Genomic DNA, 15,515 nt, shown 5'->3' with positions numbered 1-15,515 from the left:
CGCCCTTGGCTATAAACTTAGCCAAGGGCGTTTTTATATAAGGATAAGATATGAATTGGTTTAAACGTGGGCTAAAGCGTTACGACAACTGGTGTAAAGAGATGGGGTTAACTCCCGATCAGAAACGCAGTTGTGTCCCATATCGAAAAGACCCAGCCCATCAAACTGAAGAGAAGAGTGAAGCCCAACCATCCTCTGATTTTCTGCCCGCAGATACAGATAAAAAGCGTCAAGATGAAGCTCTTTGATACGCACTGCCACTTTGATTTTGATGTGTTTCAAGATGACTTTGCACATCAACTTGAGCTTGCTCAAACGCAAGGCGTCGCAAGAATTTTGATTCCTTCCGTCGGTCCGCAAAACTGGGCTCGTATTCAAACTTTGGTAGAGCAACATGCCAATTTGTATTATGCGCTCGGCTTTCATCCGTATTTTCTTGAAGATAACGTTGAGCAGTACCTTACAGAGCTAGAAGGCTATCTAAATCAAAAAGGGCAGCAGTGCGTGGCAATAGGAGAGTGTGGTTTAGATTTTGCCATTGATGTTGATCCACAGTTGCAAGAAAAGATACTTGAAGTTCAATTTGAGCTGGCTAGACGCTTCGAACTCCCAGTTATTTTACATAGCCGAAAAGCGCACAATCGCCTCATTCAAATGGTGAAAGCGGCGAATCTCCCTAGAGGTGGTGTGCTACACGCTTTTTCTGGGAGTTATCAGCAAGCCATGGAGTGGGTCAAATTAGGTTTTTTTATCGGTGTAGGAGGAACGATTACCTACCCAAGAGCCAAGAAAACACGCGACGCAATTCAAAAATTACCACTCGAAAACCTAGTAATCGAAACAGACGCACCAGATATGCCTATACTTGGATATCAAGGGGAGTCAAATCACCCAGCCAAACTCATTCACGTCTTTAATGAGCTCGTAGAGTTGCATAACGGCCGAAAGCAATCGATTGCCTCTCAACTGTGGAAAAATAGCAATTTTGCTTTCTCGATATGTGAATAAAATCTAAAGATGTGGTTTGAAATCGAAAACGTTTTCCTGCTTATTGTGAATTAACTCACAAAGCTGGTTGAATCAATCATGAATCTTATAGGAAAGTGTGAGGCTGGCATTACTTTAATTGATTCTGCATGAGTATAATTGCCCCCGCTTTATAGCTCCATTTTGTAACACGCCAATAAATAACTTATAAGGAAGTCATAAACTATGAGCCTGTTTATGAGCCTAATCGGTATGGTAGTGCTTCTTGCGATTGCAGTGGCATTTTCTAACAACCGAAAAGCTATCAACTTTAGAACTGTGGGTGGCGCATTCGCTATCCAATTCGCATTAGGTGCATTTGTTCTGTATGTACCTTGGGGCCGTGATCTACTAAACGGTTTCTCTTCAGGTGTTTCTAACGTTATCAACTACGGTAACGATGGTTCATCATTCCTGTTCGGTGGTCTTGTTTCTGACAAGATGTTCGAAGTATTCGGCGGCGGCGGTTTCATCTTCGCATTCCGTGTTCTTCCTACACTGATCTTCTTCTCTGCACTGATTTCAGTTCTTTACTACATTGGCGTTATGCAATGGGTTATCAAGATTCTTGGTGGCGCACTACAAAAAGCGCTAGGCACTTCGCGTGCGGAATCAATGTCAGCGGCAGCTAACATCTTCGTAGGTCAAACTGAGGCACCTCTAGTTGTTCGCCCATTCGTTCCAAAAATGACTCAATCAGAGCTATTCGCGGTAATGTGTGGTGGTCTAGCTTCTGTTGCTGGTGGTGTACTAGCTGGTTACGCATCTATGGGTGTTCCACTAGAGTACCTAGTTGCGGCATCATTCATGGCAGCACCAGGTGGTCTACTGTTCGCTAAAATCCTTCACCCAGAGACTGACCAGCCTCACGAAAGTATCGAAGAAGCGATGGACGGCGGTGACGACAAACCAGTTAACGTAATCGACGCAGCTGCGGGCGGTGCGGCTTCTGGTCTACAACTTGCGCTTAACGTAGGTGCAATGCTAATCGCATTCGTTGGTCTAATCGCGCTAATCAACGGTATGCTAGGTGGCATCGGTGGTTGGTTCGGCATGCCAGAACTAACACTAGAGCTAATCCTAGGTTACGCGTTCTCTCCACTAGCATTCCTAATCGGTGTTCCATGGGCAGAAGCTGTAACAGCTGGTTCATTCATCGGTCAGAAAATCGTAGTGAACGAATTCGTTGCTTACTTGAACTTCACACCATACCTAGGTGAAAACGCTCAAGTAATCGCGGCAACTGGTGAAGTAATGTCTGAGAAGACAACAGCTATCATCTCATTCGCACTATGTGGTTTCGCGAACCTTTCTTCTATCGCGATTCTACTTGGTGGTTTAGGTAGCCTTGCACCAAACCGTCGTAGTGACATCGCTCGCATGGGTGTTAAAGCAGTTCTTGCAGGTACGTTGTCTAACCTTATGGCAGCGACAATTGCAGGCTTCTGCTTAAGCCTTGCAGCACTATAATTAGAATCGGTTCTTAATATATAGACGCCGTTTTACATCATGCCCTGTAGCAAGAGATTGCTGCGGGGCATTTTTCGTTTTTCGGGCTCCAAAATTTCATCGGGTGTTTGCCTTAGTCGAGGTATTACGCAGTCAATGGAATAGGGGCTAGGAAATTTTGAGATACAAACCGTTTGCGCTCTATTTGGTGCTACAGTTTTGCGGTGAAACTCTATAATGTATTAATCACAGGATAGTGGTTAAGCTTGATTCTTAATCACGTAATGAATATTACATAATCGATGGGCAAATGAATTGCCCTGCAATATCAGATCTAATAGGCGTTTTGCTTTGTGATGTGATATTAAAGACACCGCAATCATAGATTGTTGTGCCATAGGCCAAACTGGTACTGTGCGGTGACAAGGATAGCAATTGGCATATGATAAATTTTCGCTGTATATGCCGAGTCTTCAGGGAACCAAGTCCGTTCATTAATAGACTGTTTAGCCATTTACTCACATTGTCTCGACTTGTTGATTATAGTTAAAGACGTGATGTAAGGCTGAGTAGTGAATTTTTTGAATATTGATCGGAGATAGAAATGAGCGATTTAAAAGCAGCAGCGCTACGTGCACTTAAACTTATGGACCTAACTACGTTGAATGACGATGACACTGATGCAAAAGTGATCTCACTATGTCATGACGCGAAAACAGCAGTAGGCAACACAGCTGCAATTTGTATTTACCCTCGCTTTATTCCTATTGCTAAGAAGACACTTCGTGAGCAAGGTACGCCAGAGGTTCGTATTGCAACAGTAACGAACTTCCCACATGGTAACGACGACATTGAAATCGCAGTTGCTGAAACAAAAGCGGCGGTTGCTTACGGTGCAGACGAAGTTGACGTAGTTTTTCCTTACCGCGCGCTAATGGCGGGTGATGAGAAAGTAGGCTTCGAACTAGTTAAGCAATGTAAAGAAGCTTGTGGTGACATTCTTCTTAAAGTGATCATCGAAACAGGTGAACTAAAAGAAGAAGCACTAATCAAGAAAGCATCTCAAATCTGTATTGAAGCAGGTGCTGACTTCATTAAAACTTCAACTGGTAAAGTGCCAGTAAACGCAACACCAGAATACGCTCGCATGATGCTTGAAGTTATTCGCGACATGGGTGTTGCAGAAACTGTTGGTTTCAAACCAGCAGGTGGTGTGCGCACTGCTGAAGACGCAGCAGCATACCTAGCAATGGCTGACGAAATCCTAGGTGACAACTGGGTTGATGCTCGTCACTACCGTTTTGGTGCGTCTAGCCTGCTAACCAACCTACTAAATACATTAGAAGTATCGGACGACGTCGCTGATCCAACAGCGTACTAATTCCAATAATACGTCTGAACGGTAGCACCTAAACGGGTGCTACCAAACCTCTTCTATCCTACTACAACCATGGCTCAAAAGAGCTTGGGAGGCACTAATGTATTTACCACAAGAAATCATTCGTAAAAAACGTGACGGTGAAGTACTTACCGCAGACGAAATCAACTTCTTTATTCAAGGCGTAGCGAACAACACGGTATCTGAAGGTCAGATTGCGGCGTTTGCTATGACGATTTTCTTTAATGAAATGACCATGGATGAGCGCATCGCCTTAACGTGTGCAATGCGTGATTCGGGCATGGTTATCGACTGGAGCCACATGAACTTCGGTGGTCCAATTGTCGACAAACACTCAACCGGTGGTGTGGGTGACGTAACTTCTTTAATGCTTGGCCCAATGGTGGCAGCGTGTGGCGGTTTCGTACCTATGATCTCTGGCCGCGGTCTTGGTCATACAGGCGGTACGCTGGATAAACTTGAATCTATCCCTGGTTACAACATTACGCCGAGCAACGATGTTTTTGGTCAAGTAACCAAAGACGCTGGTGTGGCGATCATCGGTCAAACTGGTGACCTTGCTCCTGCGGATAAGCGTGTTTACGCGACTCGTGATATTACCGCAACGGTAGACAATATCTCCCTGATTACGGCGTCGATCCTTTCTAAGAAACTGGCGGCGGGTCTGGAATCGCTAGTGATGGACGTAAAAGTGGGTTCAGGTGCATTTATGCCAACTTACGAAGCGTCTGAAGAGCTAGCAAAATCAATCGTTGCGGTAGCAAACGGTGCTGGCACTAAGACTACGGCAATTCTTACGGACATGAACCAAGTATTGGCGTCTTCAGCGGGTAACGCAGTGGAAGTTCGTGAAGCGGTTCGTTTCTTAACGGGTGAATACCGTAACCCTCGTCTACTTGAAGTGACCATGGCTTCATGTGCTGAAATGTTAGTACTTGGCAAGCTTGCTGAGAACACAGAAGACGCACGCGCAAAACTGATGGAAGTGCTGGATAACGGCAAAGCGGCTGAGTGCTTCGGCAAGATGGTTGCTGGCTTAGGCGGTCCTGCGGACTTCGTAGAAAACTACGACAACTACTTAGAAAAAGCAGAAATCATCAAGCCAGTTTACGCAACAGAAACGGGCATTGTCTCTGCAATGGATACACGTGCTATCGGCATGGCTGTGGTTGCTATGGGTGGTGGTCGTCGAGTTGCTACTGATGAAATCGACTACGCAGTTGGTTTCGACGAGTTCATCCGCCTAGGTGAGGTCGCAGACAGTGATAAACCTCTTGCGGTTATCCACGCTCGCACTGAAGAGCAATGGGAAGAAGCGGCAAAAGCACTGCGCAGTGCAATCAAAGTAGGTGGTGAATACACACCAACTCCAGAGGTTTACCGCCAAATTCGTGCAGAAGATATCCAATAGAACAAGTAATTACACAAGGCCTACTCAACCATAATAAAAAGCCGAGTGGGCCTAAGGAACGAGCAATGAAAAGAGCATTTATTTTAGTACTAGACTCATTCGGTATCGGTGCAACTGCCGATGCTAAAGAATTTGGTGATGTAGGTTCAGACACACTAGGTCACATCGCTGACCAATGTGAAAAAGGCTTAGCAGATAACGACAATCGCCAAGGTGCACTTCGCCTTCCAAATCTATCGAAACTTGGTTTGGCAATGGCGCATAAAGAATCGACAGGTCGCTTCGCACCTGGACTAGACGCAGACGCTGAAATCATTGGTGCATACGGTCATGCAGCAGAGCTTTCTTCAGGTAAAGACACGCCGTCTGGTCACTGGGAAATCGCAGGTGTTCCTGTTTTGTTTGACTGGGGTTACTTCACTGACAAAGCAAACAGCTTCCCGAAAGAATTGACTGACCGCATTCTTGAGCGTGCAGGTCTTGACGGTTTCCTGGGTAACTGCCACGCATCTGGTACTCAAGTTCTTGACGATCTTGGTGAAGAGCACATGAAGACTGGCAAACCAATCTTCTACACGTCTGCTGACTCTGTATTTCAAATCGCATGTCACGAAGAGACTTTCGGTCTAGACCGTCTACTAGAGCTTTGCCAAATCGCACGTGAAGAGCTAGAAGATTACAACATTGGTCGTGTTATCGCGCGCCCATTCGTTGGTGCTGGTAAAGGTCAATTTGAGCGTACAGGTAACCGTCGTGATCTTTCTGTAGAGCCACCATCAGCAACGGTTCTTCAGAAGCTCGTTGATGAGAAGCAAGGCAACGTGGTTTCTATTGGTAAGATTGCTGATATCTACGCAAACTGCGGCATCACTAAGAAAGTGAAAGCGACAGGTATCCCTGCATTGTTCGAAGCAACGCTAGAGCAAATCAAAGAAGCGGGCGACAACACGATCGTATTCACTAACTTTGTAGACTTCGACTCAGCTTACGGTCACCGTCGTGACGTAGCGGGTTACGCGGCGGCACTTGAGTACTTCGATGGTCGCATCAACGAAGTGCTAGAGATTATGGAAGAAGACGATGTGCTTATCCTAACGGCAGACCACGGCTGTGACCCAACATGGCCAGGCACTGACCATACTCGTGAGCACATCCCAGTATTGGTTTATGGTCAAAAAGTACCAGCTGGTTCTCTTGGCCGCCGCGAAACATTCGCAGATATCGGTCAAACATTGGCAAGTTACTTCGGTACTTCTCCAATGGATTACGGTAAGAACTTCCTATAATTAGTTAGGTTTTTGAAAACTAGGAGCTTGATTGCTCCTAGTTTTATGTTTGCAGTATGTAAATGCTGCTTGTCGGAAATGAGAATACTCTGGCTTATATCGCCTTAAGCGCGGAGCGCTAGAGAAAGGTTAAGGAAAAGAAAATGGCAACTCCACATATCAATGCTGAAATGGGTGCATTTGCAGACGTCGTACTGATGCCTGGTGATCCACTACGTGCAAAATACATCGCAGAGACTTTCCTTGAAGATGTCGTTCAAGTGTGTGACGTTCGTAATATGTTTGGTTACACAGGTACATACAAAGGCCGTAAGATCTCGGTAATGGGCCACGGTATGGGTATCCCATCATGCTCGATTTACGCGACTGAACTAATCAAAGACTTCGGCGTGAAGAAAATCATCCGTGTTGGCAGCTGTGGCGCAGTGAATGAAGACATCAAAGTGCGTGATGTTGTGATCGGCATGGGTGCATGTACTGACTCTAAAGTGAACCGTATCCGCTTTAAAGGTCATGACTTCGCGGCAATCGCAGACTACAACATGGTTCGTGCGGCAGAAGACGCTGCAAAAGCTCGCGGTATTGACGTTAAAGTTGGTAACCTATTCTCAGCAGAGCTTTTCTACACGCCAGATCCAGAAATGTTCGATGTAATGGACAAGTACGGCATTGTTGGTGTTGAAATGGAAGCGGCTGGTATTTACGGTGTTGCGGCAGAATACGGTGCAAAAGCTCTGACAATCTGTACGGTTTCTGATCATATCAAGACTGGCGAACAGACTACATCTGACGAGCGTCAAACGACATTCAACGACATGATGCTAATTGCACTAGATTCAGTATTGCTTGGTGACGAAGAGTAAGCGACGAAGAGTCATTCTATTTTTCGCTCTCAAGAGCTAAAAAAACAGCCCGCACATTGCGGGCTGTTTTTATATGAGTTGTTAGCGCTACCTAGTTACTTGGTTAGCAGCAGGTTTGGCGCTTTTTTACGACGTATCGGTTGTCGACGTAAAATCAAGATGAACAACATGCCACAGACAAAGCTCATTAAGACCATCATGTACATATAACGATCGCTCTTGCGATAGTGGTGGTCAGAAATAGCCGTCACCCGGCCCGTCTCAAAGGTCACGCGAACAAAACCGATAAGCGCACCATCTGCAAACACTGGTTCAACCAACTGCTGGCGACCAATGGAAGCTGTTGCCAAAGGCGTATCCAGGCCAAGAACTTCGCGTACCGATAATGCCTCTTCACTAGACGCTAAACGTACACCCTGTGCATCGTAGATTGTTGCATCAAACACTAAACGGTCTTGTGCTAGCTGGTTTGTTAGCTGAAGTAATCGTTCTTGATCTTTAGTTAAAATCATCTCACTGGCAGAAAGAGACGCCTGTGAAATCAAAACTTTGGTGAGTGTTTCAAGCTGTTGTGCTTGAATTTTCTCATTACCCTTACTGATCACAACACTGTTTTTTATTGTGATAAACAACATCACACACAGCAGGATTAGTGCCAGAATTCTTAGGGCATTCCTTACTGAGAACAAAGATTCACTCATGCTCTTTACTCATCCATTTAAAATAAAACAAAGACTTGCCTTTTTAGTTTGTTGAGGTAACGTTTTAGCAAAGTCATAAGGGATTATATACATGGACGCGTCAAAAAGCTTGCCTATCAGAAAACATACGACACTTTTAAAACGATTACCCGAGACTCGATTTGCCTCCCAATTAGATAAAGCAAAAGCAAACTGGATCGTATTTGCTGAGTACCTTTCGCCAAGTCACTTCGAAGACATTGATTTCTTCACCGGCTTTTACAACCCGATACTAGAAACGTGGAAAGTTGGCCAATATGAAGTAGCCCTGATGGCCGGAGAGTTGACTCCTCAACATGAAACGATCTTACAAAGTCTCAACCTAGATTACGCCTCGCTTAATGAAGTGCCCGATCTATCAACCCAAGGGTTGATTGTATTTGATATGGATTCAACGGCGATCCAGATAGAGTGTATTGATGAAATCGCGAAACTGGCAGGAGTAGGGGATGAGGTCGCTGAAGTCACTGAACGTGCCATGCAAGGTGAGCTGGATTTTGAGCAAAGTTTACGTCAGCGAGTTGGTAAGCTCAAAGGTGCCGATGAATCAATTCTTGAACAAGTTCGTTCCCAGTTACCATTCATGCCGGACTTTGAAGCGCTAATTGCGACGTTGAAAGCCTTGGGCTGGAAAACAGCGATTGCCTCAGGTGGTTTTACTTACTTCTCTGATTACATCAAAGATAAAGTCGACCTAGATTTTGCTCGTTCCAATCAATTAGAAATTATTGACGGCAAACTCACGGGTAACGTACTTGGCGACGTGGTAACGGCGCAGATGAAGTCAGACATTCTAGTGGAATTGGCGGATGAATATGAAATTGAGCAACACAACACGGTCGCTGTCGGTGATGGCGCTAATGATCTTGTGATGATGTCGGTGGCGGGCTTAGGGATTGCGTATCACGCAAAACCAAAAGTGGAAGCTCAAGCGCAATCTGCGATTCGCTTTGCTGGGTTGGGCGGTGTGCTCTGTATTTTATCTGGCGCATTGGTGAAGCAGCAAAAGGTCAGCTGGAAAGCTAAACCTTAACCATCCATTCAAAAACACCGCCAGAAAGGCGGTGTTTTTTTTTCAATTTGGTATGACTTTGAATTTACTCGGTTAACTCCAATCTAATTACAACCTCTTCAGTAATGTCTTCAAATTCACTGTAACCAACGAGCGCCGTCAACTCTTTTTCTAACTTGCTCGCTTGATGTACACCAAATTGGGTTAAGTCACTTAAATCTTGTTGCAGTAATGATGTCATCGGATCGAAAATTGGTGCAGTAGAAAGGCGAAGCACGTAAAAGTCACCCATCATTCGCGCTTTCTTTATAAATTGAATCCGCTCTTTTACGCTGTTGAACTCTTGATGAAGCTTTGACTCAATGCCTGTAATTTTATTGCCTACTTTTGCGGCGCTTATGTAGATATCCTGATGTCTGGCTTGAGCACCTTCTACACGTTTTATTGGCTCTGCGATTAATGTGCTTGTCCGGCCTTTAAAGATAGGTTCAAGTGACAACAGTTGGTCATGCCCAAGACGGGCAAAAAGCTCAATGTGTTTAGGTAGCGGCAAGTTCACCCCGATAACGGGGGTTTTGATTGAAGATGACGTACTCTTACTGATAAAAATGGGCGTGCTCAGCGTACGCGAGAGCAACATGCAGTGTAGCCTTTCAAGTAGAGCATTACTTGGTAGCGTCTCTTTTTGCGGGATTAGCTTGTCTTGATTGTGCTCGATAATGCTGTTGAAAAAAGCGATTACCTTCATGGTTTGGCTGCTTTCATCAATAACTAGCTGCACGCTACAACCGTCTGGGCTTACACGAATTACTCGGTATGGCACCGACATTAACGGCAATTTTTTATCGTAGAGTTGTAATTCTCGAAAGTTGATTCTTACCTCTTGCCCAGAACGTAACATCGTGGGCTCACTTAGCCTAATTCCGAGTCCTCGTTTGGAAAGGTCAACAGTACTGCCGCCTGTTTTAGTCTGTCCTGAGTACAACTCTAAAGGTGTTTTAAAACGATAACGAGGCTCTTTTCGACGAGACTTTGCATCAAAATAAATGCCCTTTGGATTGCCGATAACTCTTCTCGGATGGCGAAACGCGTTTAATGTATTAGCGGGTAAGCGCGGCTTTTCAGTTAGCAGGTAATCCTGCCCTGACTTTTCGTCAGCAATTTCTTGCAAAATACCAATATGGGTCAGTGATTGAGACGTTTCTGCCAACTCTGGAGAGAATGCTGCTAGGTCTTCCTGTTCTTGCTCTGATAGTTCAAAGATTGAAATTCTAAAGGCGCGCCAACTCTCTCGTTTGCCACCTAAATGCCAAAATAGCTGGCGCTGTTCGCGAGTTGCTTCTGGGCGAAACATCGAATAGAAATAGGTTCGATTCTCGTGCTCGTGAGTAAATGAATAAAGGACATTGGTTGTTCCTTTAACACCAGGCTTAATGAGTGACGCGATGCGTTGCTCGTTGAATAAGGAACCAAACATTTGCTGGTTTCTCTCATCGTGCCAGTATTGCCAAAGCTTTTGATTGTTTGGCGTTAACATTGCTAATTTTAGGTCACTACCATCAAAGAATAGAGGCAAGCTGCTGGTGTGCTTTAGTGCGATGTGCTCATAACCGCGAGTTCGAGCTCGAATAATCTTGTCTTGATTGTCGTGACGAGCCCTTTTAACAGCACTGTTGAGCGCTTCATCTATCACTCTGGTGACGACATTGGTATCAGTTAAGCGTATGGTTCTGAGGTATCGAACTGAGTCATTTTCGTAACAGTCATCAACCGCGAGTATGCGGTATGCAAGCGGTTTCTCTATACCTGCAACGTTAGATTTGCTGGCAAATTCAGTAAACGTGACCTGAATAATTTCCCCAAGGTTATATTTAAATGCGCTAGGGACTTTGAACTTTGCGCCAGAGCTAGATAAATCAATGCTTAATCCATGAAGAAGCTGTCCTTTAGAACGGCAAATTTCAACTTGAGATTGGACTTTCAAGCGTTTTTCTTGGCGCTTTAAATCGTAGCCTAGGTGAACGGGTTCTGCTAAGAACGGGCTTTTAGGATCCGTTAACGATTGCGTTTTTTGCTGAGTAAGGCGCTTGCTCATTACGCGAAAGTTATTTCGCGTGTTGACCAATGCTTCCCACATTCCTTCCGTGTAGCAGCCAAACTTTTTGATGTTTTTATGGTAAGCGTTGAAAGCAACATCATCCAACCAATGTGGAATACCATCCAAAATATACTCGCGACATTCGCCTTGAACGCGACCTCGCAAATCAATACTTTTTTTGCATGGAGCCATTAAGCGGTTAAGTTCCATTTTAACCAAAATTTTGGCCGAAGGCGGCTCTTCCTCGGTCAGTTGGCCAAGGACAAAGTCAAAGTCATTCGTACCGTAAACGGGAATGAGTCGTTCTGCGAGCGAGAGAATTTCAGATTGCTGCATTATTTCTGTTAGAGTATGTCGTTACTTTAAATTGTATCGGCTAAGCGAAGTAATACTTAAGTATATCAATAGTTCATTTCAGTTCAGGTCTGACTTGGCTGTGCTTAGTCACATTTGTAGAAAAAATTGAGGCATCATGGCGAAAGCAAAACGAGCGTATGTTTGTAATGATTGTGGCGCGGACTTTCCCCGTTGGCAGGGGCAGTGTAACGCATGTGGTGCATGGAATACGATAACAGAAGTACGTATCGCTGCATCGCCAACCGTTGCTCGCAACGAACGCTTAAGTGGCTACGCTGGTTCCGCAACAGAAGCAACGGTTCAAACGCTATCCGAAATTGATCTGCAAGAAGTACCTCGCTTCACCAGTGGGTTTAAAGAGCTTGACCGCGTATTGGGTGGTGGTGTTGTGCCAGGTGCCGCAATTTTGATTGGTGGTAACCCTGGCGCTGGTAAATCAACCCTTCTGTTGCAAACCATGTGTAGTTTATCTGCGCAAATGCCAACGCTTTACGTAACCGGTGAAGAGTCGTTACAGCAGGTGGCAATGCGTGCTTCCCGATTAGGCTTGCCGAAAGATCATTTAAAAATGCTATCGGAAACGAACGTCGACAAAATTTGCCAAATCGCCGAAAAAGAGCAGCCTCGTATAATGGTAATAGACTCGATTCAGGTGATGCACGTTTCTGATGTTCAATCGTCGCCTGGCAGTGTTGCTCAGGTACGTGAATCTGCGACGGCTCTGACACGATACGCAAAACAGAATAATGTTGCGGTATTTATTGTTGGTCATGTAACAAAAGATGGTACCCTTGCGGGCCCCAAAGTTCTTGAACACATTATCGACTGTTCGGTACTACTCGATGGTGGAACGGATAGCCGATTCCGCACTTTGCGTAGTCATAAAAACCGTTTTGGCGCTGTGAATGAGCTTGGTGTCTTTGCAATGACAGGCCAAGGGTTGAAGGAAGTGAGTAACCCATCAGCAATCTTCCTTTCTCGTGGTGAAGAAGAAACATCAGGCTCTTCAGTCATGGTGGTTTGGGAAGGCACGCGCCCTCTACTAGTAGAGATTCAAGCGCTGGTGGATTACTCGCAGTTAGCCAACCCTCGTCGTGTTGCGGTCGGCTTGGAGCAGAACCGCCTATCACTTTTGCTCGCTGTGTTGCATAAGCATGGTGGCTTACAAATGGCAGACCAAGATGTCTTTGTTAATGTGGTTGGCGGTGTTAAGGTGACGGAGACAAGCGCTGATCTTGCTTTAGTTATGGCGCTTTTATCGAGTTTTCGTGACCGTCCACTCCCTAAAGATGTGGTGATTTTTGGTGAGGTAGGGCTTGCGGGCGAAATCCGTCCAGTGCCAAGTGGGCAAGAGCGTTTGAATGAAGCGTTCAAACATGGTTTCAAGAAAGCCATCGTGCCAGCAGCCAACATGCCGAAAGGTGGCATCCCTGGCATGCAAATTCACGGCGTTAAGAAATTGTCGGAAGCGATAGAGGCTTTTGACGAGCTGTAATGCTCATAAGAATGGTATTTGTGCAATCACAAACTGTTCTATCCGTCCTCAATAAAATGCGAATAAAGTACATAAATTGCTGTGTTTGACTATGCTTTGGGGACGGAAATTTCACGTTAAAATTTTTTTTCTTCCATCCGCACGCAAGGGTATCAGTATTGACAGAATGTGATATACTCTGCGCGCACTTTATACCTTATTAACAGAGTAAGACAATGACTGATTTATCAAAATACAGAAACATTGGTATTTTTGCTCACGTAGACGCGGGTAAAACTACCTCTACAGAGCGTATCCTAAAGCTAACTGGTAAGATCCATAAGATCGGTGACACTCACGACGGTTCAACTACTACTGACTTCATGGAGCAGGAAGCTGAGCGTGGTATCACAATCCAGTCTGCAGCAACAACTTGTTTCTGGAACGATCACCGTCTAAACATCATCGATACTCCTGGACACGTTGACTTCACTATCGAAGTTTACCGTTCTCTAAAAGTACTTGACGGTGGTATCGGTGTATTCTGTGGTTCTGGTGGTGTTGAGCCTCAGTCAGAAACTAACTGGCGTTACGCTGACGAATCACACGTATCACGTCTGATCTTCGTTAACAAACTAGACCGTATGGGCGCAGATTTCTACAAAGTTGTAGATCAAGTACAGAACGTACTAGGTGCTACACCTCTAGTTATGACTCTACCTATCGGTATCGAAGAAGATTTCGTAGGTGTTGTAGACGTACTAAGCCAACAAGCTTACGTATGGGATGAGTCTGGCCAACCAGAGAACTACGAAGTTCAAGATATTCCAGCAGACATGGTAGAGAAAGCTGCTGAATACCGTGAAATGCTAATCGAAACTGCTCTAGAGCAAGACGAAGATCTAATGATGGCTTACCTAGAAGAAGGCGAAGAGCCATCTCTAGAAGACATCAAACGTTGTATCCGTAAAGGTACTCGTGATCTAGCATTCTTCCCAACTTACTGTGGTTCAGCGTACAAGAACAAAGGTATCCAACTTATTCTTGACGCGGTAATTGATTACCTACCATCTCCAACAGAAGTTGATCCACAGCCTCTAACTGATTCAGAGACTGGTGAGCCAACTGGTGAAGTTGCGACTGTATCTGCAGACGAGCCACTACGTGCTCTTGCATTTAAGATCATGGATGACCGCTTCGGTGCTCTAACCTTTATCCGCATCTACTCTGGTAAGATGAAGAAAGGTGACACAATCCTTAACTCTGCAACTGGTAAAACAGAGCGTATCGGCCGTATGGTTGAGATGCACGCGGACGAGCGTAACGAAATCGATTCAGCACAAGCTGGTGACATCATCGCTGTAGTTGGTATGAAGAACGTTCAAACTGGTCACACTCTATGTGATCCTAAGCACGAATGTACTCTTGAGCCAATGATCTTCCCAGATCCAGTAATCTCTATCGCAGTTAAGCCTAAAGATAAAGGCGGTTCTGAGAAGATGGGTATCGCGATCGGTAAAATGGTTGCAGAAGATCCATCATTCCAAGTTGAGACTGATGAAGATTCAGGCGAAACTATCCTGAAAGGTATGGGTGAACTTCACCTAGACATCAAGGTAGATATCCTTAAGCGTACTTACGGCGTTGAGCTAGAAGTTGGTGCTCCACAGGTTGCTTACCGTGAAACTATCACTCAAGCAATCGAAGATAGCTACACGCACAAGAAACAGTCTGGTGGTTCTGGTCAGTTCGGTAAGATCGACTACCGCATCAAACCAGGTGAGCCAAACTCTGGCTTCACGTTCAAATCAACAGTTGTTGGTGGTAACGTACCTAAAGAATTCTGGCCTGCAGTTGAGAAAGGCTTTGCGTCAATGATGGAGCACGGTGTTCTAGCTGGCTTCCCTACTCTAGACGTTGAAGTTGAACTATTCGACGGTGGTTTCCACGCAGTTGACTCTTCAGCTATCGCTTACGAAATCGCAGCGAAAGGTGCATTCCGTCAGTCTATGCCTAAAGCTGGCGCGCAACTTCTTGAGCCAATCATGAAAGTTGACGTGTTCACTCCAGAAGATCACGTTGGTGACGTAATCGGTGACCTTAACCGTCGTCGTGGTATGATCAAAGACCAACAAGCAGCTTCTACTGGCGTACGTATCAAGGGTGATGTACCTCTATCAGAAATGTTTGGTTACATCGGTACTCTACGTACTATGACTTCTGGTCGTGGTCAGTTCTCTATGGAGTTCTCACACTACGCACCATGTCCAACAAACGTTGCAGAGCAAGTAATTGCTGACGTTAAAGAGCGTAATGCTAAGAAGTAATTCTTAAGTTAACTCTATAACTTGAAAGCCCCGCTTAGTGCGGGGCTTTTTGTATTTAGCAGTCTTATACGCA

Annotated in this window: 13 protein-coding genes; 10 read left to right on the top strand and 3 right to left on the bottom strand. The window is 45.1% G+C overall.

Annotation, left to right across the window (positions count from 1 at the left end):
- The first annotated feature begins 50 nt into the window (after positions 1–50).
- The 3 genes from N646_RS07370 to N646_RS07360 all read left to right on the top strand — a co-directional run bounded on the left by N646_RS07370 (position 51) and on the right by N646_RS07360 (position 2,496).
- Positions 51–248 (top strand): DUF5363 family protein, encoded by a 198-nt coding sequence (locus N646_RS07370; protein WP_005380125.1) that lies wholly within the window; start codon positions 51–53, stop codon positions 246–248.
- A complete protein-coding gene (locus N646_RS07365) occupies positions 235–1,008 on the top strand; it encodes a TatD family hydrolase (protein WP_017820428.1) in 774 nt (257 codons plus the stop codon). The genes N646_RS07370 and N646_RS07365 overlap by 14 nt, the downstream gene beginning before the upstream one ends.
- A 204-nt stretch (positions 1,009–1,212) precedes the next feature.
- Entirely contained in the window at positions 1,213–2,496 is a 1,284-nt protein-coding gene (locus N646_RS07360; RefSeq protein ID WP_005380131.1) for a NupC/NupG family nucleoside CNT transporter, read from the top strand.
- Between the two features lie 358 nt (positions 2,497–2,854).
- Here the strand turns inward: N646_RS07360 and N646_RS25060 are convergent, their stop codons facing one another.
- Positions 2,855–2,989 carry a hypothetical protein gene (locus N646_RS25060; RefSeq protein WP_005391675.1) on the bottom strand — a complete coding sequence of 45 codons (135 nt, stop codon included), beginning with the start codon at positions 2,987–2,989 and terminating at the stop codon, positions 2,855–2,857.
- A gap of 90 nt (positions 2,990–3,079) precedes the next feature.
- Here N646_RS25060 and deoC point away from each other — a divergent pair, with 90 nt between their 5' ends.
- The 4 genes from deoC (at position 3,080) to deoD (ending at position 7,434) form a co-directional block, all read left to right on the top strand.
- Entirely contained in the window at positions 3,080–3,856 is a 777-nt protein-coding gene (gene deoC, locus N646_RS07355; protein ID WP_005380133.1) for a deoxyribose-phosphate aldolase, read from the top strand.
- 97 nt (positions 3,857–3,953) lie between these two features.
- Positions 3,954–5,285, top strand: a complete 1,332-nt coding sequence (deoA, locus tag N646_RS07350) for a thymidine phosphorylase (protein ID WP_017820429.1) — start codon at positions 3,954–3,956, stop codon at positions 5,283–5,285.
- Positions 5,286–5,350: 65 nt separating this feature from the next.
- Positions 5,351–6,571 (top strand): phosphopentomutase, encoded by a 1,221-nt coding sequence (locus tag N646_RS07345; RefSeq protein WP_017820430.1) that lies wholly within the window; start codon positions 5,351–5,353, stop codon positions 6,569–6,571.
- A 143-nt stretch (positions 6,572–6,714) separates the two neighbouring features.
- The gene (gene deoD / locus N646_RS07340) at positions 6,715–7,434 is read left to right on the top strand and encodes a purine-nucleoside phosphorylase (protein ID WP_005380140.1); all 720 of its coding nucleotides are present in this window, start codon (positions 6,715–6,717) and stop codon (positions 7,432–7,434) included.
- 95 nt (positions 7,435–7,529) lie between these two features.
- Here the strand turns inward: deoD and N646_RS07335 are convergent, their stop codons facing one another.
- The gene (locus N646_RS07335; protein ID WP_005391677.1) at positions 7,530–8,135 is read right to left on the bottom strand and encodes a YtjB family periplasmic protein; all 606 of its coding nucleotides are present in this window, start codon (positions 8,133–8,135) and stop codon (positions 7,530–7,532) included.
- Positions 8,136–8,226: 91 nt separating this feature from the next.
- On the opposite strand from N646_RS07335, the gene serB reads away from it, so the two are divergent.
- Positions 8,227–9,207, top strand: a complete 981-nt coding sequence (gene serB, locus N646_RS07330; RefSeq protein ID WP_005386439.1) for a phosphoserine phosphatase — start codon at positions 8,227–8,229, stop codon at positions 9,205–9,207.
- Positions 9,208–9,271: 64 nt separating this feature from the next.
- Here the strand turns inward: serB and N646_RS07325 are convergent, their stop codons facing one another.
- Positions 9,272–11,620 carry a PilZ domain-containing protein gene (locus N646_RS07325; protein WP_017820431.1) on the bottom strand — a complete coding sequence of 783 codons (2,349 nt, stop codon included), beginning with the start codon at positions 11,618–11,620 and terminating at the stop codon, positions 9,272–9,274.
- A gap of 136 nt (positions 11,621–11,756) precedes the next feature.
- Here N646_RS07325 and radA point away from each other — a divergent pair, with 136 nt between their 5' ends.
- Together radA and fusA are read left to right on the top strand one after the other, a co-directional pair.
- The gene (radA, locus tag N646_RS07320; RefSeq protein ID WP_005386443.1) at positions 11,757–13,136 is read left to right on the top strand and encodes a DNA repair protein RadA; all 1,380 of its coding nucleotides are present in this window, start codon (positions 11,757–11,759) and stop codon (positions 13,134–13,136) included.
- Positions 13,137–13,351: 215 nt separating this feature from the next.
- Complete coding sequence (fusA, locus tag N646_RS07315) at positions 13,352–15,442, top strand: elongation factor G (protein ID WP_005386444.1); 2,091 nt, start codon at positions 13,352–13,354, stop codon at positions 15,440–15,442.
- Positions 15,443–15,515: the final 73 nt, after the last annotated feature.

The organism is Vibrio alginolyticus NBRC 15630 = ATCC 17749, from assembly GCF_000354175.2.
In the GTDB taxonomy this organism is placed as follows: domain Bacteria; phylum Pseudomonadota; class Gammaproteobacteria; order Enterobacterales; family Vibrionaceae; genus Vibrio; species Vibrio alginolyticus.
This window is presented reverse-complemented; position numbering and strand designations above follow the sequence as displayed.

Bases quoted from the DNA above. Each gene is read 5' to 3' on its own strand.
- deoA (WP_017820429.1), top strand. From the start codon at position 3,954: ATGTATTTACCACAAGAAATCATTCGTAAAAAACGTGACGGTGAAGTA.
- deoC (WP_005380133.1), top strand. From the start codon at position 3,080: ATGAGCGATTTAAAAGCAGCAGCGCTACGTGCACTTAAACTTATGGAC.
- N646_RS07325 (WP_017820431.1), bottom strand. From the start codon at position 11,620: ATGCAGCAATCTGAAATTCTCTCGCTCGCAGAACGACTCATTCCCGTT.
- deoD (WP_005380140.1), top strand. From the start codon at position 6,715: ATGGCAACTCCACATATCAATGCTGAAATGGGTGCATTTGCAGACGTC.
- N646_RS07335 (WP_005391677.1), bottom strand. From the start codon at position 8,135: ATGAGTGAATCTTTGTTCTCAGTAAGGAATGCCCTAAGAATTCTGGCA.
- N646_RS07370 (WP_005380125.1), top strand. From the start codon at position 51: ATGAATTGGTTTAAACGTGGGCTAAAGCGTTACGACAACTGGTGTAAA.
- serB (WP_005386439.1), top strand. From the start codon at position 8,227: ATGGACGCGTCAAAAAGCTTGCCTATCAGAAAACATACGACACTTTTA.
- N646_RS07345 (WP_017820430.1), top strand. From the start codon at position 5,351: ATGAAAAGAGCATTTATTTTAGTACTAGACTCATTCGGTATCGGTGCA.
- radA (WP_005386443.1), top strand. From the start codon at position 11,757: ATGGCGAAAGCAAAACGAGCGTATGTTTGTAATGATTGTGGCGCGGAC.
- N646_RS25060 (WP_005391675.1), bottom strand. From the start codon at position 2,989: ATGGCTAAACAGTCTATTAATGAACGGACTTGGTTCCCTGAAGACTCG.
- N646_RS07365 (WP_017820428.1), top strand. From the start codon at position 235: ATGAAGCTCTTTGATACGCACTGCCACTTTGATTTTGATGTGTTTCAA.
- fusA (WP_005386444.1), top strand. From the start codon at position 13,352: ATGACTGATTTATCAAAATACAGAAACATTGGTATTTTTGCTCACGTA.
- N646_RS07360 (WP_005380131.1), top strand. From the start codon at position 1,213: ATGAGCCTGTTTATGAGCCTAATCGGTATGGTAGTGCTTCTTGCGATT.